This window comes from Pseudomonas lalucatii, assembly GCF_018398425.1.
Classification (GTDB): domain Bacteria; phylum Pseudomonadota; class Gammaproteobacteria; order Pseudomonadales; family Pseudomonadaceae; genus Aquipseudomonas; species Aquipseudomonas lalucatii.
Window position 1 is genome coordinate 1,669,740 of sequence record NZ_JADPMV010000002.1, and the last position, 22,636, is coordinate 1,692,375.

18 protein-coding genes and 1 tRNA gene are annotated in these 22,636 nt (G+C 66.7%); 17 read left to right on the top strand and 2 right to left on the bottom strand.

What is annotated here, in order from left to right; translation table 11 throughout:
• Positions 1-25: 25 nt before the first annotated feature.
• From I0D00_RS21290 to gpmI, 6 genes are all read left to right on the top strand, one after another.
• Positions 26-1,006, top strand: a complete 981-nt coding sequence (locus I0D00_RS21290; RefSeq protein ID WP_213641766.1) for a TRAP transporter substrate-binding protein — start codon at positions 26-28, stop codon at positions 1,004-1,006.
• Between the two features lie 72 nt (positions 1,007-1,078).
• Positions 1,079-1,564, top strand: coding sequence for a TRAP transporter small permease (locus tag I0D00_RS21295; RefSeq protein ID WP_213641767.1), 486 nt, complete (start codon positions 1,079-1,081; stop codon positions 1,562-1,564).
• A 34-nt stretch (positions 1,565-1,598) separates the two neighbouring features.
• Positions 1,599-2,873, top strand: a complete 1,275-nt coding sequence (locus I0D00_RS21300; protein WP_213641768.1) for a TRAP transporter large permease — start codon at positions 1,599-1,601, stop codon at positions 2,871-2,873.
• Between the two features lie 423 nt (positions 2,874-3,296).
• Positions 3,297-4,712: a pyruvate kinase gene (gene pyk, locus I0D00_RS21305; RefSeq protein WP_213641851.1), complete on the top strand. Its 1,416-nt coding sequence runs from the start codon at positions 3,297-3,299 to the stop codon at positions 4,710-4,712.
• A gap of 183 nt (positions 4,713-4,895) precedes the next feature.
• Complete coding sequence (gene eno, locus I0D00_RS21310; RefSeq protein ID WP_213641769.1) at positions 4,896-6,203, top strand: phosphopyruvate hydratase; 1,308 nt, start codon at positions 4,896-4,898, stop codon at positions 6,201-6,203.
• A 63-nt stretch (positions 6,204-6,266) separates the two neighbouring features.
• On the top strand, positions 6,267-7,832 hold the full coding sequence (gpmI, locus tag I0D00_RS21315) for a 2,3-bisphosphoglycerate-independent phosphoglycerate mutase (RefSeq protein WP_274611311.1): 1,566 nt from the start codon (positions 6,267-6,269) through the stop codon (positions 7,830-7,832).
• A gap of 246 nt (positions 7,833-8,078) precedes the next feature.
• On the opposite strand, the gene I0D00_RS21320 is transcribed toward gpmI, so the two are convergent.
• Positions 8,079-8,155 (bottom strand) — tRNA-Arg (locus tag I0D00_RS21320).
• A gap of 364 nt (positions 8,156-8,519) precedes the next feature.
• Between I0D00_RS21320 and gabD the strand changes: the two genes are divergently transcribed.
• Both gabD and gabT read left to right on the top strand, forming a co-directional pair.
• Positions 8,520-9,968 carry an NADP-dependent succinate-semialdehyde dehydrogenase gene (gene gabD / locus I0D00_RS21325; protein WP_213641771.1) on the top strand — a complete coding sequence of 483 codons (1,449 nt, stop codon included), beginning with the start codon at positions 8,520-8,522 and terminating at the stop codon, positions 9,966-9,968.
• Between the two features lie 165 nt (positions 9,969-10,133).
• A complete protein-coding gene (gabT, locus tag I0D00_RS21330) occupies positions 10,134-11,414 on the top strand; it encodes a 4-aminobutyrate--2-oxoglutarate transaminase (protein ID WP_213641772.1) in 1,281 nt (426 codons plus the stop codon).
• 55 nt (positions 11,415-11,469) lie between these two features.
• Here the strand turns inward: gabT and I0D00_RS21335 are convergent, their stop codons facing one another.
• Positions 11,470-11,883 carry a hypothetical protein gene (locus tag I0D00_RS21335; RefSeq protein ID WP_213641773.1) on the bottom strand — a complete coding sequence of 138 codons (414 nt, stop codon included), beginning with the start codon at positions 11,881-11,883 and terminating at the stop codon, positions 11,470-11,472.
• A 149-nt stretch (positions 11,884-12,032) separates the two neighbouring features.
• Between I0D00_RS21335 and arsS the strand changes: the two genes are divergently transcribed.
• From arsS to I0D00_RS21375, 9 genes are all read left to right on the top strand, one after another.
• Positions 12,033-13,001, top strand: a complete 969-nt coding sequence (gene arsS, locus I0D00_RS21340) for an arsenosugar biosynthesis radical SAM (seleno)protein ArsS (protein ID WP_213641852.1) — start codon at positions 12,033-12,035, stop codon at positions 12,999-13,001.
• Between the two features lie 10 nt (positions 13,002-13,011).
• Complete coding sequence (locus I0D00_RS21345) at positions 13,012-14,391, top strand: sodium:solute symporter family transporter (protein ID WP_213641774.1); 1,380 nt, start codon at positions 13,012-13,014, stop codon at positions 14,389-14,391.
• Positions 14,391-15,356 carry a hypothetical protein gene (locus I0D00_RS21350; protein WP_213641775.1) on the top strand — a complete coding sequence of 322 codons (966 nt, stop codon included), beginning with the start codon at positions 14,391-14,393 and terminating at the stop codon, positions 15,354-15,356. Before I0D00_RS21345 ends, I0D00_RS21350 begins: the two co-directional genes overlap by 1 nt.
• Positions 15,353-17,494 carry an FAD-dependent oxidoreductase gene (locus I0D00_RS21355; RefSeq protein ID WP_213641776.1) on the top strand — a complete coding sequence of 714 codons (2,142 nt, stop codon included), beginning with the start codon at positions 15,353-15,355 and terminating at the stop codon, positions 17,492-17,494. Before I0D00_RS21350 ends, I0D00_RS21355 begins: the two co-directional genes overlap by 4 nt.
• On the top strand, positions 17,494-18,219 hold the full coding sequence (locus I0D00_RS21360) for a DUF3047 domain-containing protein (RefSeq protein ID WP_213641777.1): 726 nt from the start codon (positions 17,494-17,496) through the stop codon (positions 18,217-18,219). Before I0D00_RS21355 ends, I0D00_RS21360 begins: the two co-directional genes overlap by 1 nt.
• A 71-nt stretch (positions 18,220-18,290) precedes the next feature.
• The gene (locus I0D00_RS21365) at positions 18,291-19,373 is read left to right on the top strand and encodes an FAD-dependent oxidoreductase (RefSeq protein WP_213641778.1); all 1,083 of its coding nucleotides are present in this window, start codon (positions 18,291-18,293) and stop codon (positions 19,371-19,373) included.
• Positions 19,374-19,477: 104 nt separating this feature from the next.
• Positions 19,478-19,693, top strand: coding sequence for a hypothetical protein (locus tag I0D00_RS21920; protein ID WP_420850830.1), 216 nt, complete (start codon positions 19,478-19,480; stop codon positions 19,691-19,693).
• 230 nt (positions 19,694-19,923) lie between these two features.
• Entirely contained in the window at positions 19,924-21,066 is a 1,143-nt protein-coding gene (locus I0D00_RS21370; protein ID WP_420850837.1) for a methyl-accepting chemotaxis protein, read from the top strand.
• A 365-nt stretch (positions 21,067-21,431) separates the two neighbouring features.
• On the top strand, positions 21,432-22,636 hold a 1,205-nt coding region (locus tag I0D00_RS21375), incomplete at its 3' end, for a glutamine synthetase family protein (RefSeq protein ID WP_213641780.1).

Genomic DNA, 22,636 nt, shown 5'->3' on the forward strand with positions numbered 1-22,636 from the left:
AAAACAAGAATGCTGGAGGTTACCCATGATTAAGCTCCATAAAACCGTCGTCGCTCTCACTCTCGGCGCCGCACTGGCCGCTGCGACGACCGCACAAGCGGCCCAGGAAATGAACCTGGCGTTCACTCCCCCGCTCAACTCCCACTACGGCGATGCCGGCAAAGCCTTCGCCGCCGAAATCGACAAGCTCAGCGAAGGCAAGTTCAAGATCAACCTGAAGCCTGCCGGCGCCCTCGGTGGCGAGCGCGATGTGATCGAAGGCCTTGAGATCGGTTCCGTTGAAATCACCATCTCGTCCACAGGACCGATTGGCAGCTTCGTGCCCGAAGTCTATGCCCTCGACTTTCCTTTCCTCTTCACCAGCTACGACCATGCGCATCGAGTCCTGGACGGTCCTATTGGCCAGGAAATCTTCGCCAAGTTTGACGCCCATGGGCTGATAGGGCTGGCTTGGGCAGAGAACGGCTTCCGCCATGTCACCAATAGCGTCCATCCGGTGCAAACCCCTGCGGACCTAGCAGGACTCAAACTGCGCACCATGGAAAACAAAGTGCACATTGCGGCATTTCAGGCCGCGGGCGCCTCACCAACACCCATGTCATGGACGGAAGTCATTACGGCACTGCAACAGGGCACAGTAGATGGCCAGGAAAACCCCATAACGGTGCTCACGGCCAACAAGTTCTGGGAATTCCAGAAGTACCTGACACTCACCAGCCATGTGTATTCGCCGGCGGCAGTGGTGATGTCAAAAGTCGTCTGGGACGACTTGAACGATGAGGAAAAGGGCTGGTTTATCCAGGCGGGTAAAGCGGCAGCCGAGGCCTCGCGTGCCACCGTTAGAGCAAACGAAACCGCCGGCGTTGAGTTGCTGCGGGAGAACGGTATGGAGGTGGTGACTGACGTCGACACAGCCGCTTTCCAACAAGCGGTTCAACCCGCATATGATAAATACGCCGCCGAGTACGGTTCAAGCTTGATCGCCCGGATCAGAGAGACGAAATAAGGTGTTAATACGCCAGGGGCTCGCCCCCTGGCGTATTAGCTTACCAACCTAAGCTCGCTGGAGACTGCCACGGTGTTCAAGACCATTGCAAAACTCAATCAACTGCTAATCACTATTAGCCACAACATTGCCGCGCTGCTCCTGGCAATATCCGTCTTCCTGGTTTTCTATCAGGTCATTACTCGGTTTATCGTGGGTGACTCTTCTACGTGGACTGAAGTGCTGGCCCGAGGCCTGATCATCTGGTGTGTGTTCCTTTCGAGTGCGGTGTGTTTTCGCATTGGCTCAATGATCTCGATTGAAATATTCGTCACCCGTATACCGGCACGCTTTCAAATAAGCGCCCATCGCCTGATAACGTGCTTAACCTTGATGTTTCTCGGGGTTCTGATCTGGTACGGCTGGCTGATGACGTTGCGTGTAGCCGGGCAGGATATTGCCATGCTCGATATATCCATTGCCTGGTTCTACGCCGCGATCCCTGTCGGGGCCAGCTTTGCGTTGATAGCCGTCATGATTCGTCATTTTGAGCTTGAGCAGAAGCATCGCCAAGGCTAGCTATACCTCACAATAAGAACCAAAGAGAACTGCCATGAATATTGCAATAGCACTTATCTTAATTCTGTTTTTTGCCATATCCGTACCGGTCGCGGTGTCTATTGCCTTATCCAGCATATTTGGCATCGTTTTCTTCACCAACATTCCGCTGCTCGTCGTTCCTCAGCGCATGTTTGTTGGTCTGGATAGTTTTCCATTGATGGCGGTGCCGTTCTTTATTCTCGCCGGTAATATCATGGTCAAGAGCGGTGTGGCGGCCCGTCTGGTCGACTTTGCCAAATCGCTGGTCGGTGGTGTGCAAGGTGGTCTGGCCTGCACCTGCGTCGTGACCTGCATGATTTTCGCCGCCGTTTCAGGCTCCAGTGTGGCGACGACATTCGCCATCGGCAGCATCCTGATTCCAGCCATGATCAAACATGGCTACCCCGTCCCCATGGCCGCTTCGATTCAAGCTTCCTCGGCAGAGTTAGGCGTCATTATTCCGCCTTCGGTACCGCTGATCCTCTATGGCGTCAGCACTGAAACATCGATTGGCCAGTTGTTCCTTGCCGGTTTGGGTCCAGGGCTGTTGATTAGCGGCGCGCTGATCGTGATGGTGAGCATCTGGTGCCGGGTGAAGGGCTACGGCAAAGAAGACGGCCAAGACAACCAGCCAGCGATGCAGTCGTTCCGCCGTGCATTCTGGGCGTTGCTGATGCCCGTCATCATCATCGGCGGCATCTACGGCGGCATTTTTACCCCGACGGAAGCGTCTGCGGTCGCTGTGGTATATGGCTTGGTTCTTGGTTTGGTGGTGTATCGCACCATTCCCTACAGCAGCTTGCCGAGTATTTTTAGGGAAAGCGCCATTTCATCGGCCGGCGTGATGCTGATCATCTCCGCAGCGGCATTGTTGAGCTTCATGATAAGCCGCTCCGGTTTGCCCAGCGATATCGGTCAGTGGGCGCAGCAGGCGTTCGAAAACAAATACAGCTTCTTGCTTGCAATCAACTTGCTGCTGTTTGTGGTTGGGATGTTTATCGAGACTTCTGCGGCCATTCTGATTCTGGCACCAATACTCGCGCCGATTGCCATCGCCTTCGGGGTTGACCCGGTCCATTTCGGTATCATCATTGTTGCAAACTTGGCACTGGGCATGTTCACCCCACCGCTAGGCATCAACTTGTTTGCGGCCTGCCAAGTTGCTGAAATCCGAGTCGAACAAATATTCCGCTCTTTGGTGTTTCCAGTTCTGACTGTGGTTTTCTGCGTATTCTTGATCACCTATATACCCGGCATCTCGCTGTTCTTAAGAAACTTGGTGTATTAGCGCCAGCGCCATGAAGTTCGTCCACCCGCGTCGACCAGTACCACTTCGGCAACGCGCATAAGCCTTTGCGTTTCACGCGCCGCCACAGTTGTTGTTTGGGTGGGCACTCTCTACGTGTAACGAGCAACACACTGGGTGATTGACCCAAGGTAGGTTGAGTCAGTCATCCAGTGCCCTTTTCGACCTCCCGGCAGGCGGTGTCACGGCCTGACTGCCGGGGTGGTCGATTTTAATCCCGAGTTGCCGCCCCTGGCGGTTATGGATTGGCGTCGGTCCGTATTGCTGGCTCCATGCAGCAGATCGACTCAGAGCATAAGTGTTTGCCACGCCCTGATATCCGCGCGGCCTGGCCATAGAGAACGACGCGCGGTGACTACCTTGGCTGAACGTGCCATGAACATCCCCTTATTGCAGAGCGTAATCATGACTCCGAACAAGAAAGTGAAAATCCTCGCGACCCTCGGCCCGGCGATCAAGAGCATCGACGATATCCGCCAGTTGGTTGAAGCCGGGGTCAATCTGTTTCGCCTGAACTTCAGCCACGGCGAACATGCTGACCATGCCCTGCGGTACAACTGGGTGCGTGACGTAGAGAAGCAACTAGGTCACCCCGTCGGCATTCTCATGGACCTGCAAGGTCCGAAATTGCGGGTTGGCCGTTTCGCCGAAGGCAAGATCAATCTGCAGCGCGGCGATGCTTTCCGCCTCGATCTCGACAGCACGCCCGGTACTGCACAGCGTGTGAATTTGCCGCATCCGGAAATTATCGACGCCCTCCAACCTGGGATGAACTTGCTGCTGGATGACGGCCGCCTGCGTCTGCAGGTAACGGCTAAGCATGCCGATGCGGTCGATACACAGGTGATCGCCGGGGGCGAATTGTCGGACCGTAAAGGCGTTAACGTTCCGGAGGCCGTCCTGCAACTCAGTCCGTTGACCGAGAAAGACCGCCTCGACCTGGCATTTGGCCTGAAGTTGGGTGTCGACTGGGTGGCGCTGTCATTCGTGCAGCGTCCCGAAGACATTATCGAAGCCCGGGCGCTGATTCAGGATAAGGCCTTCCTGATGGCCAAGATCGAGAAGCCGTCGGCGGTCGTGCATCTCGAGAAAATCGCCGAACTGTGCGACGCAATCATGGTCGCCAGGGGTGATCTGGGGGTGGAAGTACCGGCGGAAAACGTCCCACGCATTCAGAAGGACATCATCCACACCTGCCGCAAACTGGGCCGACCGGTAGTAGTGGCCACGCAGATGCTTGAGTCCATGCGATTCTCGCCTGCGCCGACTCGCGCCGAGGTGACCGACGTTGCCAATGCCGTGGCCGAAGGGGCCGACGCCGTGATGCTCTCGGCGGAAACGGCATCGGGCGACTACCCGCTAGAAGCCGTGAGCATGATGAGCAAGATCATCTGCCAGGTGGAGAACGGCCCGGACTTCCAATCCCAGCTGGACGTCAATCGCCCGCAGGCAGAAGCCACATCGGCCGACGCGATCAGCTGCGCGATTCGCCGCATCAGCGCCATCCTCCCGGTTTCGGTGCTGGTCAACTACACCGAATCCGGTGCCTCCAGCCTGCGTGCTTCGCGCGAGCGGCCGAAAGCCCCCATTCTCAGCCTGACCCCGAACTTACACACCGCCCGCCGCCTGACGGTGGCCTGGGGTATCTACTCGGTGGTCAGTGCCGACCTGCACGAGGTCGACGACATCGCCACCACCGCCCTGAGCGCGGCGCAAGAGCAGGCATTGGCGAAGCCGGGCGATACCGTGGTGATCACGGCCGGCGTGCCTTTCGGCAAGCCCGGCACCACCAACTCGCTGCGAATCGAGACGCTGAACTAGACGCCGGGTCGGTCATGACCTGAGCACTACCGGGTTGCGCCAGACGCACCGGGATAGCGAACCGATCGATATCCCGGCGCAGCCCGCTGTGTCGCTGCTCGGGTCGCCATGCCGGCGCCCTCGCGCAGCAGCACCTGCTTGCATCCACGCCCTCAACAATCAGCCAGACGAAGACTCACACCGATGATCAAGCACGTTGAAATCCAGGACGTAATGGCCAGGGAAATCCTAGATTCCCGCGGCAATCCCACAGTCGAAGCCGTTGTCACCCTTGTCGATGGCAGCCAGGGCACCGCCAGCGTTCCGTCCGGCGCGTCCACCGGCAGCCGCGAGGCGCTCGAGTTGCGCGATGGCGGCGAACGCTACAAGGGGAAGGGCGTGCTGCAGGCAGTCGCCAACGTCAACGGTCCCCTTCGCGAGCGGGTGACCGGGCTGAACGCCCTGAACCAGGGGGAAGTCGACGCGGCGATGGTGGCGCTGGACGGCAGTGAGAGCAAATGCGTACTGGGGGCCAATGCGATCCTCGCGGTCTCGCTGGCTGTGGCGAAAGCGGCCGCGGCTGCCCGGGACGTTCCCCTGTTCGAGCATTTGGCAGGGCTCTACGGTCAACCCGGGCGATACAGCATGCCCGTACCGATGATGAACATCATCAACGGCGGTGAGCACGCGGACAACAACGTCGACATTCAGGAGTTCATGATTCAGCCAGTCGGCGCTCCCTCCTTCAAGGAGGGGCTGCGTATGGGGGCCGAGATCTTCCACACGCTCAAGCAGGTATTGAGCGAGCGCGGCCTGAGCACCGCGGTAGGTGATGAGGGCGGTTTTGCGCCTTCGCTGGCCTCCAACGAGGAAGCGCTGGTGGTGATCGAAGAGGCCGTGCGGCGCTCCGGCTATGTACTGGGCAAGGACATCTGTCTGGCGATGGACTGCGCGGCATCGGAGTTCTATCGCGAAGGCCGTTATATCCTGGCCGGGGAAGGCAAGTCCTTCGATTCCAATGGCTTCGCCGACTACCTGGCCGATCTGTGCCAGCGTTACCCGATCATCTCGATCGAAGACGGTATGGACGAGAGCGACTGGGATGGCTGGGCGCATCTCACCGAAAGACTCGGGCAGCGCGTGCAGCTGGTCGGCGACGACCTGTTTGTCACCAACAGCAAGATTCTCAAGCAGGGCATCGAGCGCGGCATCGGCAACTCGATCCTGATCAAGTTCAATCAGGTCGGCAGCCTCAGCGAGACCTTGGACGCCATACGCCTGGCCCAGGATTCCGGCTATACGGCGGTCATCTCCCACCGGTCCGGCGAAACCGAGGACACCACCATCGCCGATCTGGCCGTGGCCACCTGCGCCGGGCAGATCAAGACCGGGTCGCTGTGCCGTTCGGACCGCGTGGGCAAGTACAACCGCCTGCTGCGCATCGAAGAACAGCTTCTACTCCGGTCAGACCCCGCCATTTACGGCGGCAATCTGCACAAGCGCCCGCTGTAGCGGGCGCAGGCAGAGACTCTGCACCTCAGCGATATGAGAAACGGCACCACTCAAGATAAAGGCCTGCCCATGACTCCGAAAAACCCCCTTGCTCTGCTTATCCTCGACGGTTGGGGCCATAGCGACGATCCCGCGGGAAATGCCATTCACAGGGCGCACACTCCGGTGTGGGATCAACTGCTGGCGACCTGCCCGCACAGCCGCATCGCCACCTCGGGCCTGGCGGTCGGGCTACCCGACGGTCAGATGGGAAACTCGGAAGTCGGACACATGAACCTGGGGGCGGGTCGCATCGTCTACCAGAGCCTCACCCGTGTCGACAAAGCCATCGAGGACGGCAGCTTTTACTCGAACCCCGCCTTGGTTGGCGCGGTCGATCGAGCCGTCAGCCGGAACAAGGCGGTCCATATCCTCGGACTGCTTTCACCAGGCGGCGTCCACAGTCACCAGGCTCAGATCGAAGCGGCTTGCGCATTGGCGGCCCGACGCGGTGCCGCGCGCATTTTTGTCCACGCCTTTCTCGACGGCCGCGACACGCCTCCACGGAGTGCCCTTGCCTCGCTGACCGCGCTGAATCGCCAGCTGGAAGCGCTTGGCGTCGGCCGCATCGCTTCCTTGATAGGCCGCTACTACGCGATGGATCGGGACCAACGCTGGGACCGCATCGAGCAGGCCTACCGGCTGATCACCGAACAGCTGGCCGCCCACCGCTACCCCACCGCTGAGCATGGGCTGGAAGCGGCCTACGCCAGAGGCGAGAGCGATGAATTCGTCCAGGCGACGCTGATTGCCGAAGACGGATCGCCTGGCTCGAAAGTCGAGGCAGGCGATGCGCTGATCTTCATGAACTTTCGCCCCGACCGCTCGCGCCAGCTCAGCCGGTGCTTCTGCGACGCCGCCTTCGACGCATTCGAGCGGCCGTTGGTCCTGCCCCCACAAGACTTCGTCACCCTGACCCGGTACGCCGAAGACTTGGATGCTGCTTGCGCATTCCCCCCGGAGAGTTTGAACAACTGCCTCGGGGACTGGTTGGCGCTGCACGAAAAGACGCAACTACGCCTGGCCGAGACCGAGAAGTATGCCCACGTGACCTTCTTCTTTAACGGCGGAGTCGAACAGCCGGCCAAAGGAGAAGCGCGTATCCTGGTGCCCTCGCCAAGCGTAGCCACCTATGACCTCAAGCCGGAAATGAGTGCTCCAGAGGTAACCGATCACCTGGTCAGTGCAATTGAACAGGGCGAGTACGACCTCATCGTCTGCAACTTCGCCAACGCTGACATGGTCGGCCATACCGGCGACTTCGATGCCGCCGTCAAGGCGGTGGAGACCCTGGACCAATGCCTGGGGCGCGTGCTCGATGCACTGAGTGCCCGCGGCGGCGAATGCCTGATTACCGCCGACCACGGCAACGTCGAGCAGATGGCCGACCCGAACAGCGGGCAGGCACATACCGCCCATACCACTCTGCCAGTTCCGCTTGTTTACGTCGGCCCTCAACAGGGTCGGCTTGCATTAGCCAATGGGGCGCTCTGCGACATAGCCCCGACACTGTTGGAGCTAATGGGCATGGCTGCGCCTTCGGAGATGAGTGGAAAGAGCCTGCTGATCAGGGAATCTCCGAACAAGTAGGCCGCTCGCCGCTCACGGCCGTCTACATCCCCTTCGAAAGCTCGGGCGCAGAGCAGTCCACCTTCGGTTGTGAGCTACCGATTCAGCTAGATCGCGTTTCAGTTCTCGCGACGGCCGAATTGAACTAGTGCTCAAAAATGAAGGTAGCCGCCTAGTGTCTGAAATTGTGCGGCACGGTTTGGGCACAGAAATGGCACAAGGAAAAAACAAAGGGCTTAGGTTTTCACCTAAGCCCTTTGTTTTATATGGCGCATCCGGCGGGATTCGAACCCACGACCCCTGCCTTCGGAGGGCAGTACTCTATCCAGCTGAGCTACGGATGCAATGCGGGCGCAATCATACGCATCTCGCCGGCGGGCGTCCATGCTGGCGCGTCGTCCACGATTCTGCACGGAGCGCGGCGCGGCGCTGGCTCTCATGGGCGGTGAAAGCTGGCTCTATGCTGCGTTAATTTTTTCGAACAGCCTATTGCCCTTTACCCCTGGCGCCCCTAGGATTCGTTTGAGATTTCAAACGCTCAGGGCGAAACTGTGCGGAACTCTGTGCGTCGTCAGCCGTTCGAACCCTGCATGGGCCAACGGCGCCGCAGTCCGCGCCGCTACGACATAAACTTTTCGCTGGGCGCAGGCCCGTGACGCCAGTAACAACCGTCCGACGCCCGGGTGTCGGGATTTGAAGGAGACTGCCATGCAACTTAAAGACACCCAGCTGTTCCGCCAGCAGGCCTATATCGACGGCCAGTGGCTGGACGCGGACAGCGGCCAGACCATCAAGGTCAACAACCCGGCCACCGGCGAGATCCTCGGCCATGTGCCGAAGATGGGCGCCGCCGAGACCCGTCGCGCCATCGAGGCCGCCGACCGCGCCCTGCCGGCCTGGCGCGCGCTGACCGCCAAGGAGCGCGCCAACAAGCTGCGCCGCTGGTTCGAGCTGCTGATGGAGAACCAGGACGACCTCGGCCGCCTGATGACCCTGGAGCAGGGCAAGCCGCTGGCCGAGGCCAAGGGCGAGATCGCCTACGCCGCCTCCTTCATCGAGTGGTTCGCCGAGGAAGCCAAGCGCGTCTACGGCGACGTGATTCCCGGCCACCAGCCGGACAAGCGCCTGATCGTGATCAAGCAGCCGATCGGCGTCACCGCGGCCATCACCCCGTGGAACTTCCCGGCGGCGATGATCACCCGCAAGGCCGGCCCGGCCCTGGCCGCCGGCTGCACCATGGTCATCAAGCCGGCCAGCCAGACGCCGTTCTCCGCCCTGGCCCTGGTGGCCCTGGCCGAGCGCGCCGGCATTCCCAAGGGCGTGCTCAGCGTGGTCACCGGCAGCGCCGGCGAAGTCGGCGGCGAGCTGACCAGCAACCCGATCGTGCGCAAGCTGTCGTTCACCGGCTCCACCGAGATCGGCCGCCAGCTGATGGCCGAGTGCGCCAAGGACATCAAGAAGGTGTCGCTGGAGCTGGGCGGCAACGCGCCGTTCATCGTCTTCGACGACGCCGACCTGGACAAGGCGGTGGAAGGCGCGCTGATCTCCAAGTACCGCAACAACGGCCAGACCTGCGTGTGCGCCAACCGCATCTACGTGCAGGACGGTGTGTACGACGCCTTCGCCGAGAAGCTGGCCGCCGCGGTGGCCAAGCTGCAGATCGGCAACGGCCTGGACGAGGGCACCACCACCGGCCCGCTGATCGATGAGAAGGCCGTGGCCAAGGTCCAGGAGCACATCGCCGACGCCCTGGGCAAGGGCGCCAAGCTGCTCACCGGCGGCAAGCCGCATGCCCTGGGCGGCAGCTTCTTCGAGCCGACCATCCTCACCGAGGTGCCGCTGAGCGCGGCGGTGGCCAAGGAGGAGACCTTCGGCCCGCTGGCGCCGCTGTTCCGCTTCAAGGACGAGGCCGAGGTGATCGCCATGTCCAACGACACCGAGTTCGGCCTGGCCTCCTACTTCTACGCCCGCGACCTGGGCCGGGTGTTCCGCGTGGCCGAGGCCCTGGAGTACGGCATGGTCGGCATCAACACCGGGCTGATCTCCAACGAGGTGGCGCCGTTCGGCGGGGTCAAGGCCTCCGGCCTGGGCCGCGAAGGCTCGAAGTACGGCATCGAGGACTACCTGGAGATCAAGTACCTCTGCCTGGGCATCTAAGCGCGACTAGGCTCCACGGGGCGAGTCAGCCCCTGGGGGTGTAGAGACATTATTTCCTGTGACCGGGAGGGCCGCAGCAGTCGATCATCGTATGCTGCTACGGCCCTGACCCGGTCGTTTCATCCTTGAACCACGCCGCACGATGAGCGGCGAATGAGGAACGCCATGAGCAAGACCAACGAATCCCTGATGCAGCGCCGCACCGCCGCCGTCCCGCGCGGCGTGGGCCAGATCCACCCGATCTTCGCCGACCGCGCGGAGAACGCCACGGTCACCGACGTCGAGGGCCGCGAGTTCATCGACTTCGCCGGCGGCATCGCCGTGCTCAACACCGGCCACCTGCACCCCAAGGTCATCGCCGCGGTGCAGGCGCAGCTGACCAAGCTGTCCCACACCTGCTTCCAGGTGCTGGCCTACGAGCCCTACGTCGAGGTCTGCGAGCAGGTCGCCGCCCGCGTGCCGGGCGATTTCGCCAAGAAGACCCTGCTGGTCACCACCGGCTCCGAGGCGGTGGAGAACGCGGTGAAGATCGCCCGCGCCGCCACCGGCCGCGCCGGGGTGATCGCCTTCACCGGCGGCTACCACGGCCGCACCATGATGACCCTGTCGCTGACCGGCAAGGTCGCGCCCTACTCCGCCGGCATGGGCCTGATGCCCGGCGGCGTCTATCGCGCCCAGTACCCCTGCGAACTGCACGGGGTCAGCACGGACGACGCCATGGCCAGCATCGAGCGCATCTTCAAGAACGACGCCGAGCCCCGCGACATCGCCGCGATCATCATCGAGCCGGTGCAGGGCGAGGGCGGCTTCTACGTCGCGCCGAAGGCCTTCATGCAGCGCCTGCGCGCCCTGTGCGACCAGCACGGCATCCTGCTGATCGCCGACGAGGTGCAGACCGGCGCCGGACGCACCGGCACCTTCTTCGCCATGGAGCAGATGGGCGTGGCCGCCGACCTGACCACCTTCGCCAAGTCCATCGCCGGCGGCTTCCCCCTGGCCGGGGTGTGCGGCAAGGCCGAGTATATGGACGCGATTGCCCCGGGCGGCCTGGGCGGCACCTATGCCGGCAGTCCCATCGCCTGCGCCGCGGCCCTGGCGGTGATGCAGGTGTTCGACGAAGAAGGCCTGCTGCAGCGCTCCAGGGCGGTCGGCGAGCGCCTGGTCGCCGGCCTCAAGGCCATCCAGAGCAAGCACAAGGCCATCGGCGACGTGCGCGCCCTCGGCTCGATGATCGCGGTGGAGCTGTTCGAGGACGGCGACCTGCACAAGCCCAACGCCGCCCTGACCGGGCAGATCGTCGCCAAGGCCCGCGACAAGGGCCTGATCCTGCTGTCCTGCGGCACCTACGGCAACGTGGTGCGGGTGCTGGTGCCGGTCACCGCGCCGGAGGCGCAGCTGGACAAGGGCCTGGCCATCATCGCCGAGTGCTTCGACGAACTGGCCTGAAGCTGCTGGTGAAAAAAGACCCGCTGCGGCGGGTCTTTTTTTGCCCGCCGTTCGCCTAGCGCAGCAGGCTGCGGGCGAACACCAGGGTGCCCAGGCCCCAGGCGCCGTTGAGCAGGAAGCCGATGAAGAAGCGTCCCGGCAGCTGGCGCAGGTCGAAGCCCAGGCCCTTGAGCGGGAACACCAGCAGCAGCGCCACGCCGGTCAGGGCGATGCCGCCGAACAGCAGGGCCTTGAGCCAGGGCGCCGGCTGCTCGGCCTGCCAGCGCAGCCAGGTCAGCATCAGCACGGCCCAGACCCCGCCCCAGCACGCCGCGGACAGCCAGGCCGGCAGCCCCAGGGGCCAGGTGGCCTCGACGCTGAACGGCGCGAACGGCACCACGCCATAGGCGTGCAGCAGGCCGAGCAGGGGCTGATGGAAGCAGAGTACGGCGAGGAAACCGGCGAGGAAGAACAGGCTCAGGCGTCCCATGGACGACCTCCTTGCTGGGGCTGCGGAGGGGCGGTTCTGCAGCTACACGATTGGTATAACAAAACGCCGCGGTGCAGGGCCAGTGTGTAACAAAAGCGCCGGAGCCTCCTCTATAGTCCGAATTTGCCAAGGAGTTACCCGTGCGCGCCATGCTCCCCCTGCTGGACCGGCTGGCCTTTCCGGCGATCCGCCGCGGCCACCTGGAAGCCCTGCAGATCAACCTGACCTATCGCTGCAACCAGCGCTGCCTGCATTGCCACGTCAATGCCGGGCCGACCCGCAGCGAGGCCATGACCGACGAGAGCCTGGCGCTGCTGCACCGGGTCATCGACGCCCACCCGGTGCACACCCTGGATCTCACCGGCGGCGCCCCGGAGATGCACCCGCGCTTTCGCGAGATAGTCGCCCACGCCCGGCGCGAGGGGCTGCGGGTGATCGACCGCTGCAACCTGACCATCCTCGGCGAGCCCGGCTACGAGGACCTGGCCGAGTTCCTCGCCGCCCAGGGCGTGGAGATCACCGCCTCGCTGCCCTGCTACTCGCGCGACAACGTCGACAAGCAGCGTGGCGACGGCGTGTTCGACGCCAGCATCGAGGGCCTGCAGCGGCTCAATGCCCTGGGCTATGGCCAGGCGGACAGCGGCTTGATCCTCAACCTGGTGTACAACCCCCAGGGGCCGCGCCTGCCGCCGCCCCAGGCGGCGCTGGAGGCCGACTACAAGCGCCACCTGCTCGAGGACTTCGGCATCCACTTCAATCACCTGTTGACCATCACCAACCAGCCGATCGCCCGCTTCGGCAGCACCCTGGTCAGCAAGGGCCAGTTCAACGACTACATGCAGCTGCTGCGCGACAGCTACCGTGCGGAGAACCTCGACGGCCTGATGTGCCGCAGCCTGGTCAGCGTCGACTGGCAGGGCTATCTGTACGACTGCGACTTCAACCAGATGCTCGAGTTGCCGCTGCAGCTGCGGGACCGGCTGATCGGCCGCGAGCGCGCGCACCTGCGCGACCTGCTGGACATCGGCCTCGACGGCAACCCCATCGTCACCCGCGACCACTGTTTCGCCTGCACCGCCGGGCAGGGCTCGAGCTGCGGCGGCGCCCTCAATTCCTAAGGACTGATCTATGGACGGAAACAGCGTGATCGGGCTGTTCTTCTGGGGGTTTCTGCTGGCCTACGGGGTGCTGATGGTGGCCCTGGCGCCGCGGGCGGTGACCCTCGGCGGCTTCTTCAACGGCGAGGACGGCCAGGGCCGCAGCGCGGCGCCCTGGCTGCTGACCTCGAGCATCTTCATCAGCTGGATCTTCGCCAAGTCGGTGACCAACGCCGCCAACCTGGGGGCCAGCTACGGCCTGGTCGGCGGCCTGGCCTATGCCACCTACTGGCTGTCGATCCCGCTCACCGGCCTGGTCATCTACCGCCTGCGCCGGCGCTTCGCCGCCACCGGGCTGGTGGGTTTTCTCCGCAGTCACTACGGCCGCGGCGCGGCCCTGGCGTTCTCGGCGGCCATCCTCATCCGCCTGTTCAACGAGGTGTGGAGCAACACCGCGGTGGTCGGCGGCTACTACGGCGACTCCGGCAGCGCCGAGTTCATCGGCGCGGCCCTGCTGTTCACCGCGGTGACCCTGGCCTACAGCCTGCGCGGCGGCCTGCGCAGCTCGATCCTCACCGATGCGGCGCAGGCGGCGATCTTCCTCGTCGCCCTGGTCTGGGTGCTGGGCCTGGTGCTGCCGCAGCATTCGCCGGCCGAGCTGGCCAGCACCAGCCACTGGGCCCTGGACGCCGGGGTCGACCTGCTGCTGGTGGCCGGCCTGCAGATCTTCAGCTACGGCTTCCACGACCCGGTGCTGACCGACCGCGGCTTCATCAGCGAGGAGCGCAGCATGCGCCGCGCCTTCCTGATCGCCGGGGTGCTGGGCTTTTTCGCCATCCTCGCCTTCAGCCTGATCGGCGTGCACGCCCAGCTCAGCGGCCTGGCCGCCAGCGACAACGTGCCGGCGGCCCTGGCCAAGAGCCTGGGCATCGGTGCCCTGCTGGTGATGACCGTGGTGATGGTCTCGGCCGCCGGTTCGACCCTCGACTCGACCTTCTCCAGCCTGGCCAAGCTGGCCGGGCGCGAGCTGCCGCTGCTGGCCGGTCGCGACCTGGGGCAGAAGGCCATAGGCGTGGGCATGGCGGTGATGGTGCTGTTCGCCCTGCTCGGCAACCTGCCGATGATCGCCGGTACCGACATCCTCAAGGCCACCACCATCAGCGGCACCATGGTCATCGGCCTGGCCCCGGTGTTCGTCCTGCATGGCCTGGTGCGGCCGACCCGGCTCGGCTTCCACCTGAGTTTCTGGACCGGCCTGGGCCTGGGCCTGGCCCTGACCCTCGGCTGGATCCCCCAGGCCTGGGCCATAGGCGAGGGCAAGTACGCCCTGCTGCTCGGCACCAACCTCTACGGCCTGGGGCTCTGTGTGCTGGGCTATCTGCTGCCAGGGCTGATGCGGGGGCGCGGCTGATGCGCGCCGGGCGCGACTGCCCGTTGGATTACCGCCTGCCGCGCGATGCCTTCGCCGGCGAGGCGCTGTTCGACTGCGACAGCCTCTACGTGGTCGGCGGCCTGTACGGCAATCGCCAGGCCCTGGCCGCCGTGCAGCGCCTGCTGGCCGCCGAGTCGGGCGCGCGCGCCGTATTCAACGGCGATGCCCACTGGTTCGACCGCGATCCGGCGATCTTCCTGGCCGTGGAACAGGGCCTGGCCGGCCACCTGGCCCTGCGCGGCAACGTCGAGACCGAGCTGGGCCGCGGCGCGGACAGCGGCGCCGGTTGCGGCTGCGCCTACCCCATGAGCGTCGACGATGGCACGGTGGCGCGTTCCAACGCCATCCAGGCCGAGCTGAACGAAACCGTGCGGAGGCTGCCGGGGCTGGCCGCGCGCCTGGCGGCGCGGCCAGCCTGCGCGCTGGTCAGCGTCGCGGGCCGGCCGGTGGCGATCAGCCACGGCGACGAGCGCTCCCTGGCCGGCTGGGCCTGCGCCCGCGAGGCCCTGGCCGAGGCGGCGCGCCGGCAAGCGCTGGACGCCTGGTTCGCCGCCAGCGGCGTGCGGGTCCTGGCCACCAGCCATACCTGCGCCGCCGCGGCCCTGAGCCTGGTCCACGGCGCGCTGATCAACAACGGCGCGGCCGGGCTGCCGAACTTCGCCGGCGGTCGCTACGGCCTGGTCAGCCGCATCGCCACCCGCCCCCATCCGGACGCCCTGTACCGCTGCCGGCGCGATGGCCTGTTTATCGAGGCCCTGGCGCTGCACTACGACCACCACGCCTTTCTCGCCGAGTTCGACCGCCAGTGGCCCGCGGGCAGCCCGGCGGCGCAGTCCTATCGCCCGCGCATTCTGGGCGCCGGGCTGGAGCCGCCGCAGGCGGCCCTGCTGGGCGGCTTCAGCCTGAACCACAGTCGCCGCGCACTGGAGGCGCCGAACGGATGAATCCTCGCAAACTCTTGCTGGTCGGCCTGATCCTCGCCCTGGTCGGCGCCTTCTTCGCCTTCGACCTCGGCCAGTACCTCGACCTGGAGGCGCTCAAGGCCCAGCAGGCGGCGCTGAACGCCCAGGTCGCGGGCAACCCCTGGCAGGCCGCCGGGCTGTTCTTCCTCGCCTACGTGGCGGTCACCGCCCTGTCGCTGCCCGGCGCGGCGCTGATGACCCTGCTGGCCGGCGCCCTGTTCGGCCTGCTCGAGGGCTTCGTCCTGGTGTCCTTCGCCTCCACCCTGGGCGCGACCCTCGCCATGCTCAGCAGCCGCTTCGTGCTGCGCGACTGGGTGCAGGGGCACTTCGGCAAGCGCCTGGCCAGCATCGACGCGGGCATCGAGCGCGAGGGCGCCTTCTACCTGTTCGCCCTGCGCCTGGTGCCGATCTTCCCGTTCTTCCTGATCAACCTGGCCATGGGCCTGACCCGCCTGCCGCTGCGCACCTTCTGGTGGGTCAGCCAGGTCGGCATGCTGCCGGGCACCCTGGTCTACGTGAACGCCGGCCGCGAACTGGGCCAGCTCGAAGGCCTGGGCGGCATCCTCTCGCCGGGGCTGCTCGGCGCCTTCGTCCTGCTCGGCCTGTTCCCGCTGCTGGCGCGCAAGCTGCTGGAGCTGCTCAAGGCGCGCCGGGTCTACGCCGGCTGGAAAAAACCCAAGCGTTTCCAGCGTAACCTGCTGGTGATCGGCGCCGGCGCCGGCGGCCTGGTCAGCGCCTATATCGCCGCGGCGGTGAAGGCCAGGGTCGGCCTGGTGGAGAAGCACCAGATGGGCGGCGACTGCCTGAACACCGGCTGCGTGCCGTCCAAGGCGCTGCTGCGTTCGGCCAAGCTGGCCCACGAGCTGCGCAAGGGCGAGGCCCTGGGCCTGCGCGGGGTGAGCGGCGAGGTGGACTTCGCCGCGGTGATGCAGCGGGTGCAGCGGGTCATCGCCGACATCGCCCCGCACGACTCGGTGGAGCGCTACACCAGCCTGGGCGTCGAGGTGATCCAGGGCGCGGCGCGCATCACCTCGCCCTGGACGGTCGAGGTGGGCGGCGAAACCCTGAGCAGCCGCAACCTGATCATCGCCGCCGGCGCCCGTCCCCTGGTGCCGAAGATCCCCGGCCTGGAGCAGGTGCAGGCCTACACCTCGGACAATATCTGGACCCTGCGCGAACGGCCGCGCTGGCTGCTGGTGCTGGGCGGCGGGCCGATCGGCTGCGAGCTGGCCCAGGCCTTCCAGCGCCTCGGCAGCCAGGTGATCCAGGTGGAAATGGCCGAGCGCCTGCTGCCGCGCGAGGACGACGACGCCAGCGCTGCGCTGCTGGCCAGCCTGCGCGCCGACGGCGTCGACGTGCGCCTGCAGCACCAGGCCGAGCGCTTCGAGCTGGTCGACGGCGAGCAGCGCATGGTCGCCCGTCGCCTCGATACCGGCGAGCAGATGACCATCGCCTTCGACTGCCTGCTGCTGGCCCTCGGCCGGGTGGCCAACGTCAGCGGCTACGGGGTCGAGGAGCTGGACCTGAGGCTGCGCGCCAACGGCACCCTGAAGACCGACGAGTACCTGGCCACGCGCTTCCCCAACATCTACGCGGTGGGCGACGTCACCGGTCCCTACCAGTTCACCCATGTCGCCGCGCACCAGGCCTGGTACGCCGCGGTCAACGCGCTGTTCGCCCCCTTCAAGCGCTTCAAGGCCGACTACCGGGTGATTCCCTACTGCACCTTCACCGCGCCGGAAGTGGCGCGGGTCGGCCTGTCGGAGGGCGAGGCGCGGCAGCAGGGGGTGGCCTACGAGGTGACCCGCTACGGTATCGACGACCTCGACCGGGCCATCGCCGACGAGGTCGCCCATGGCTTCGTCAAGGTGCTCACCGCGCCGGGCAAGGACCGCATCCTCGGCGTCAGCATCGTCGGCGAGCAGGCCGGCGAGCTGCTGGCCGAGTACGTGCTGGCGATGAAGCACAACCTCGGCCTGAACAAGATCCTCGGCACCATCCACAGCTACCCGACCCTGGCCGAGGCCAACAAGTACGCCGCCGGCGAGTGGAAGCGCGGCCACGCGCCCCAGGCCCTGCTGCGCTGGGTCGAGCGCTTCCACGGCTGGCGGCGCGGCTGATGCGCGCCCTGCTGCTCGCCTGGCTGACGCTGCTGGCGCCCATGGCCCTGGCGGCCGGCCCGGACAACGCCCTGACCCCCTGGACGGCCGGGCCGCCCGGCGGCGAGTGGTCGGCGCCCTGGCGCGTCGCCGACATCCCCAAGCTCCAGGCGCCGACCCGCAGCCTGGTCGAGCGGGACGGTCGCCTGGCGCTGCGCATCCGGGCCGACGCCGCCGCCGGCGGCCTGCTGCACCCGCTGGATCTGCCCGGCGACCGCCCCTGGCAACTGAGCTGGCAGTGGCGCAGCGAGGGGCGCCTGCAGCAGGCGCGCTTCGCCACCCGCGAGGGCGACGACTACGCCGCGCGGGTCTATGTGCTGCTCGACTACCCGCTGGACAGCCTGCCGTTCCTGACCCGGCAGAAGCTGCGCCTGGCCCGCACCTTCTACGACCCCGGCCTGCCGGCGGCGACCCTCAGCTACGTCTGGGACAACCGCCGGGCGCCGGGCAGTCATGCCCGCAGCGCCTACACCGAACAGGCCGAGATGCGCGTACTGCGTGGCCCCGAGGCGCCGCTGGGGCAGTGGCTGGAGGAGGCCCGCGACCTGCGTGCGGACGCCATCGCCGCCTTCGGCAGCCCGCCGTCGCGGATCATCGGCGTGGTGTTCGCCGCCGACAGCGACAACACCGGCGAACGGGTGGAAAGCTATTTCGCCGCCCCCCGCCTGCAGGCCGTCGCCCCCTGAATAGCCCTTGCAGGCCGGCCCGCGCTGCCGCCATCCTCTGCGCCTGGCCAGCCGTGAAGAGCCGTTAGTCCATGAACCATTACGATCTGATCCTGCTCGGCGCCGGCCACGCCCACCTCGGCGTGCTGCGTCGCTGGGCCCTGGTCGAGCGGCCGCCGGGACGCATCGCCCTGCTCAGCGCCGGCGACCGGGCCTGGTACTCGGGCATGCTGCCGGGCCTGCTGGCCGGACGCTTCGCCCCGGCGGACTGCAGCATCGAACTGGCGGCGCTGTGCCGCGCGGCCAAGGTCGAGCTGATCGTCGCGTCGGCCCAGGGCCTGGATGCGGCGCAGCGTCAGGTGCAGCTCGCGGATGGGCGGGCGCTGGCCGCGCGCTGGCTGTCGCTGAACCTCGGCGCCGCGGTCGCCTGCCCGCCGCAGCGCGGCGCGGCCATGCAGCTGCTGGCGGTCAAGCCCTTCGCCGAATTCCTCGCCGGCTGGCACGCCTGGCAGGCCGAGCCGCAGCCGCAGCCGCTGGCGATCCTCGGCGGCGGCGCGGCCGGGGTCGAGCTGGCCCTGGCCCTGGCCGACCAGGTGCCCGAGCTGTCGCTGTTCTGCGCCGGCCAGCTGCTCGACGGGCATAACGCCGGCCTGCACCTGCGCGCCTGGGGCCATCTGCGCCGACGCAGGGTGCGGGTGCGCGAGCACTGCCCGATCGACCTGATCGACGGCGAGCGCCTGCTCAGCGGCGAGGAGCCGGTCTGGCGCGGCAGCCGCCTGCTGCTGGCCAGCGGTGCGCGGGCGCTGCCCTGGCTGGCCGAGAGCGGCCTGGCGTGCGATGCGCACGGCTTCGTGCAGATCGGCGCGACCCTGCAGAGCGCGTCCCACCCGGCGGTCTTCGCCGTCGGCGACTGCGCCAGCCTGCCCGGCGCCCGCCGCAGCGGGGTCTACGCGGTGCGCCAGGGGCCGGTGCTGGCGGCCAATCTCGCGGCGGTACTGCGCGGCCAGGCGTTGCGCCGCTACCGGCCGCAGCGCCACAGCCTGGCGCTGCTGGCCACCGGCGACGGCGGTGCGCTGATGGGCTGGCGCCAGTGGAGCGCCGACGGCCAGCTGTGCGGGCGCTGGAAGGACTACCTCGACCAGAGCTTCATCCGCCGCCACAGCCTTCCGGGCTGAGGTCGTTCGACCAAAGTGCCATGGCCGGGCGTGGCCGCTCGTGCTCGAATCCAAGAGCGTGGGCGCCGTCCGCCACCGCCAGAACAATAATCACGGGATTCGCCATGAGCTCTGCCTTCACTCGCCACCCGCGGGCCTGCCTGCTGCACGCCCTCTGCCTGGCCGCGTCGCTGCTGGTCGCCGCGCGGCTGCAGCTGTCGCCCTACGCCGCCGTGCCGCTGCTCCTGCTGGCCGGCCTGTGGCCCTGGCTGGGGCCTGGCGCCCCGCTCCGGGTTCCGCCGCCACGGCGGGCGAGGCGCCCGGCGGTTTCGCCGAGCTGAGCCGGACGCTGTCCCGCCACACCTGCCACAACGCCCTGTCCGCCGCCCAGGTGGCCCACGCGGTGCAGCAGCTGGCGGGCAAGCTGCAGTCCCAGCTCGGCGCCATCGACCAGGTCAGCCAGGGCGCCGAGGCCATCACCGACACCGAGCAGGACAGCGCGCGGCGCGCCGAGCAGACCCTGGCGGCGGCGCAGACCGTGCGCCAGAGCAGCGCCAGCGGCCAGCAGGAAGTGCAGCAGGCGATAGCACGCATGCAGCAGCTCAGCGCCCAGACCGCCGCCAGCCGCGAGCTGATCGACGGCCTGGGGGCGCGCACCGAGCAGATCGAGCAGGTCACCCAGGTGATCCAGTCCATCGCCAGCCAGACCAACCTGCTGGCGCTCAACGCGGCCATCGAGGCGGCTCGCGCCGGCGAGCAGGGCCGCGGTTTCGCGGTGGTCGCCGACGAGGTGCGCAACCTCGCCGCGCGCACCGCCAGCGCCACCGAGGAGGTCGGCCAGATGGTCGCCGACATCCGCCAGCAGAGCGCCGCGGTGGTCAGTCATATCCAGCGTCAGGCCGACGAACTGGAACAGGCCGCGCGCCAGGTCGAGCAGACCGGCGCGCAGCTGCACGGCATCGCCGAGCTGGCCCTGGACGTGGAGCGCCAGGTGGCGCAGATCAGCGCCGGCACGGCGAACAACCACGAACGCCTGGCCAGCCTGTTCGTCGCGGTGGAGCAGCTGCGCGGCGACGTGCGCGCCAGCGAGGGCCAGACCCGTCAGCTCGGCGGCGCGGCCGAGCAACTGGTCGGCCAGGCCGAGGCGGTCAGCGAGCAACTCGCCGCGGTCGGCCTGGACGACTACCACCAGCGCATCTACGACCTCGCCCGCGAGGGTGCGGCGGCCATCGCCGCGCGCTTCGAGGCGGACATCCAGGCCGGGCGCATCGCCCTGGCCGACCTGTTCGACCGCCAGTACCAGGCGATCGCCGGCAGCTTCCCGGCCAAGTACAAGACCCGTTTCGACGGCTACGCCGACCAGGTCCTGCCGGCCATCCAGGAGCCCCTGCTGGCCCGCCACGAGGGGCTGGTGTTCGCCATCGCCAGCACCCCGGAAGGCTACGTGCCGACCCACAACAACGCCTTCAACCATCCGCCGACCGGCGACCGCGCCGTGGACACCGCGCGCAGCCGCAGCAAGCGCCTGTTCGACGACCGCACCGGCAGCCGCTGCGGCAGTCACCAGCAGGCGCTGCTGCTGCAGACCTATATGCGCGATACCGGCGAGCTGATGCACGACCTGTCGGTGCCGATCCGCGTCCAGGGCCGCCACTGGGGCGGCCTGCGCCTGGGTTACAAGCCGGAGCCCCGGGGCGCGGTCACGCAGGGCTAATGTTTAGCCGGGGCGCAACCGAGCGTGTGAACAATCGGATTTAACCGGCGCCGAGCGCCGTGCGAGCCTGCTGTCCATGAACTCGCCAGACCGTCGATGCGCCCCGTCCCGCCATTGCCCGACCCCAGGGCTCGGCGGCGCGCTCGGGGTCGACGGCCGCAACTCCCGTCTACCGGAAATCCTCGCCTTCTGGGCGCTGTGGCATTGCCGCCACGCGCGCCCGCCGGATGCTCCTCTCGGCTATATCTGAATAGGCCGGTCGCAAGCCGTTGCGACCCTTTCCATCAGTAGCCTGCCGCCTGCTGCCGCGCCCGCGCCGCAGTAGCGCCGGCACAGCGCGCCGTGTCGGCGCTAACGAGAGCCCCATGTCATTCGCCTCCCTGCAGGACGCCCAAGATTTCCTGGCGCACAACCCCGATATCGAACTGGTCGAGCTGTTCATCCTCGACGGCAACGGCGTGCCGCGCGGCAAGCTGTTGCACCGCGACGAGCTGCTCGCCGTGTACCAGAGCGGCCGGCCGCTGCCCAGCACCATCCTCGGCCTGAGCATCAACGGCGACGACGTGGAGGACTCCGGGCTGGTCTGGGAGGTCGGCGACATCGACTGCCGTGCCTATCCGCTGCCCGGCAGCCTGGTGCGCCTGCCCTGGCGGCGCATCCCCACCGCGGCCGTGCAGGTCAGCATGCACCCGCAGCAGGGCCTGCCGGCCACGGTCGCCGACCCCCGGCATGTGCTGGTGCGGGTGATCGAGCAACTCCAGGCCGAGGGCTTTCACCCGGTGATGGCCTGCGAGCTGGAGTTCTACCTGCTCGACCAGCGCCGCGATGGCGAGGGCCGGCCGCAGCCGGCGCGGGACGCCGACGGCGGCCGTCCGCGCAGCACCCAGGTCTACGGCCTGCGCGAACTGGAGCAGCTCGAACCCTTCCTCAAGGACCTCTATGCCGCCTGCCAGGCCCAGGGCATCCCGGCGCGCACGGCGATTTCCGAGTACGCCCCGGGCCAGGTGGAAATCACCCTGGAGCACGGCGACGCGCTGGCGGCCATGGACCAGGCGGTGCGCTACAAGCGCCTGGTCAAGGGCGTGGCCAACAGCCACGGGATGCAGGCCTGCTTCATGGCCAAGCCCTTCGACCACCTGGCCGGCACCGGCATGCACATGCATGTCAGCCTGGCCGACGCGGCCGGACGCAACCTGCTGGCCGGTGAGCCGAATGACCTCGAGGGGCCGGCCGGCAGCCTGCTCAAGCAGGCCCTGGGTGGCCTGCTCGCCAGCCTCCTCGATTCCCTGCTGCTGTTCTGCCCCAACGCCAACTCCTACCGGCGCTTCCAGGCCAACAGCTACGCGCCGCTGGCGCCGACCTGGGGCATCGACAACCGCACCGTGAGCCTGCGGGTGCCGGGCGGGCCGGCCGCCAGCCGGCATATCGAGCACCGCATCTGCGGCGCCGACGCCAACCCCTACCTGGCCGCGGCGGCGATCCTCGCCGCCATCCACCGCGGCATCCGCGAGCGCCTCGACCCCGGCGCGCCCATCGAGGGCAACGGCTACGCCCAGGCCAAGGAGCTGCT

What these genes read in the sequence shown, in the direction of transcription:
- I0D00_RS21290 (WP_213641766.1), top strand. Translation starts at nt 26, where the DNA reads ATGATTAAGCTCCATAAAACCGTCGTCGCTCTCACTCTCGGCGCCGCA.
- I0D00_RS21300 (WP_213641768.1), top strand. Translation starts at nt 1,599, where the DNA reads ATGAATATTGCAATAGCACTTATCTTAATTCTGTTTTTTGCCATATCC.
- pyk (WP_213641851.1), top strand. Translation starts at nt 3,297, where the DNA reads ATGACTCCGAACAAGAAAGTGAAAATCCTCGCGACCCTCGGCCCGGCG.
- eno (WP_213641769.1), top strand. Translation starts at nt 4,896, where the DNA reads ATGATCAAGCACGTTGAAATCCAGGACGTAATGGCCAGGGAAATCCTA.
- gabD (WP_213641771.1), top strand. Translation starts at nt 8,520, where the DNA reads ATGCAACTTAAAGACACCCAGCTGTTCCGCCAGCAGGCCTATATCGAC.
- gabT (WP_213641772.1), top strand. Translation starts at nt 10,134, where the DNA reads ATGAGCAAGACCAACGAATCCCTGATGCAGCGCCGCACCGCCGCCGTC.
- I0D00_RS21335 (WP_213641773.1), bottom strand. Translation starts at nt 11,883, where the DNA reads ATGGGACGCCTGAGCCTGTTCTTCCTCGCCGGTTTCCTCGCCGTACTC.
- arsS (WP_213641852.1), top strand. Translation starts at nt 12,033, where the DNA reads ATGCTCCCCCTGCTGGACCGGCTGGCCTTTCCGGCGATCCGCCGCGGC.
- I0D00_RS21345 (WP_213641774.1), top strand. Translation starts at nt 13,012, where the DNA reads ATGGACGGAAACAGCGTGATCGGGCTGTTCTTCTGGGGGTTTCTGCTG.
- I0D00_RS21350 (WP_213641775.1), top strand. Translation starts at nt 14,391, where the DNA reads ATGCGCGCCGGGCGCGACTGCCCGTTGGATTACCGCCTGCCGCGCGAT.
- I0D00_RS21355 (WP_213641776.1), top strand. Translation starts at nt 15,353, where the DNA reads ATGAATCCTCGCAAACTCTTGCTGGTCGGCCTGATCCTCGCCCTGGTC.
- I0D00_RS21360 (WP_213641777.1), top strand. Translation starts at nt 17,494, where the DNA reads ATGCGCGCCCTGCTGCTCGCCTGGCTGACGCTGCTGGCGCCCATGGCC.
- I0D00_RS21365 (WP_213641778.1), top strand. Translation starts at nt 18,291, where the DNA reads ATGAACCATTACGATCTGATCCTGCTCGGCGCCGGCCACGCCCACCTC.
- I0D00_RS21920 (WP_420850830.1), top strand. Translation starts at nt 19,478, where the DNA reads ATGAGCTCTGCCTTCACTCGCCACCCGCGGGCCTGCCTGCTGCACGCC.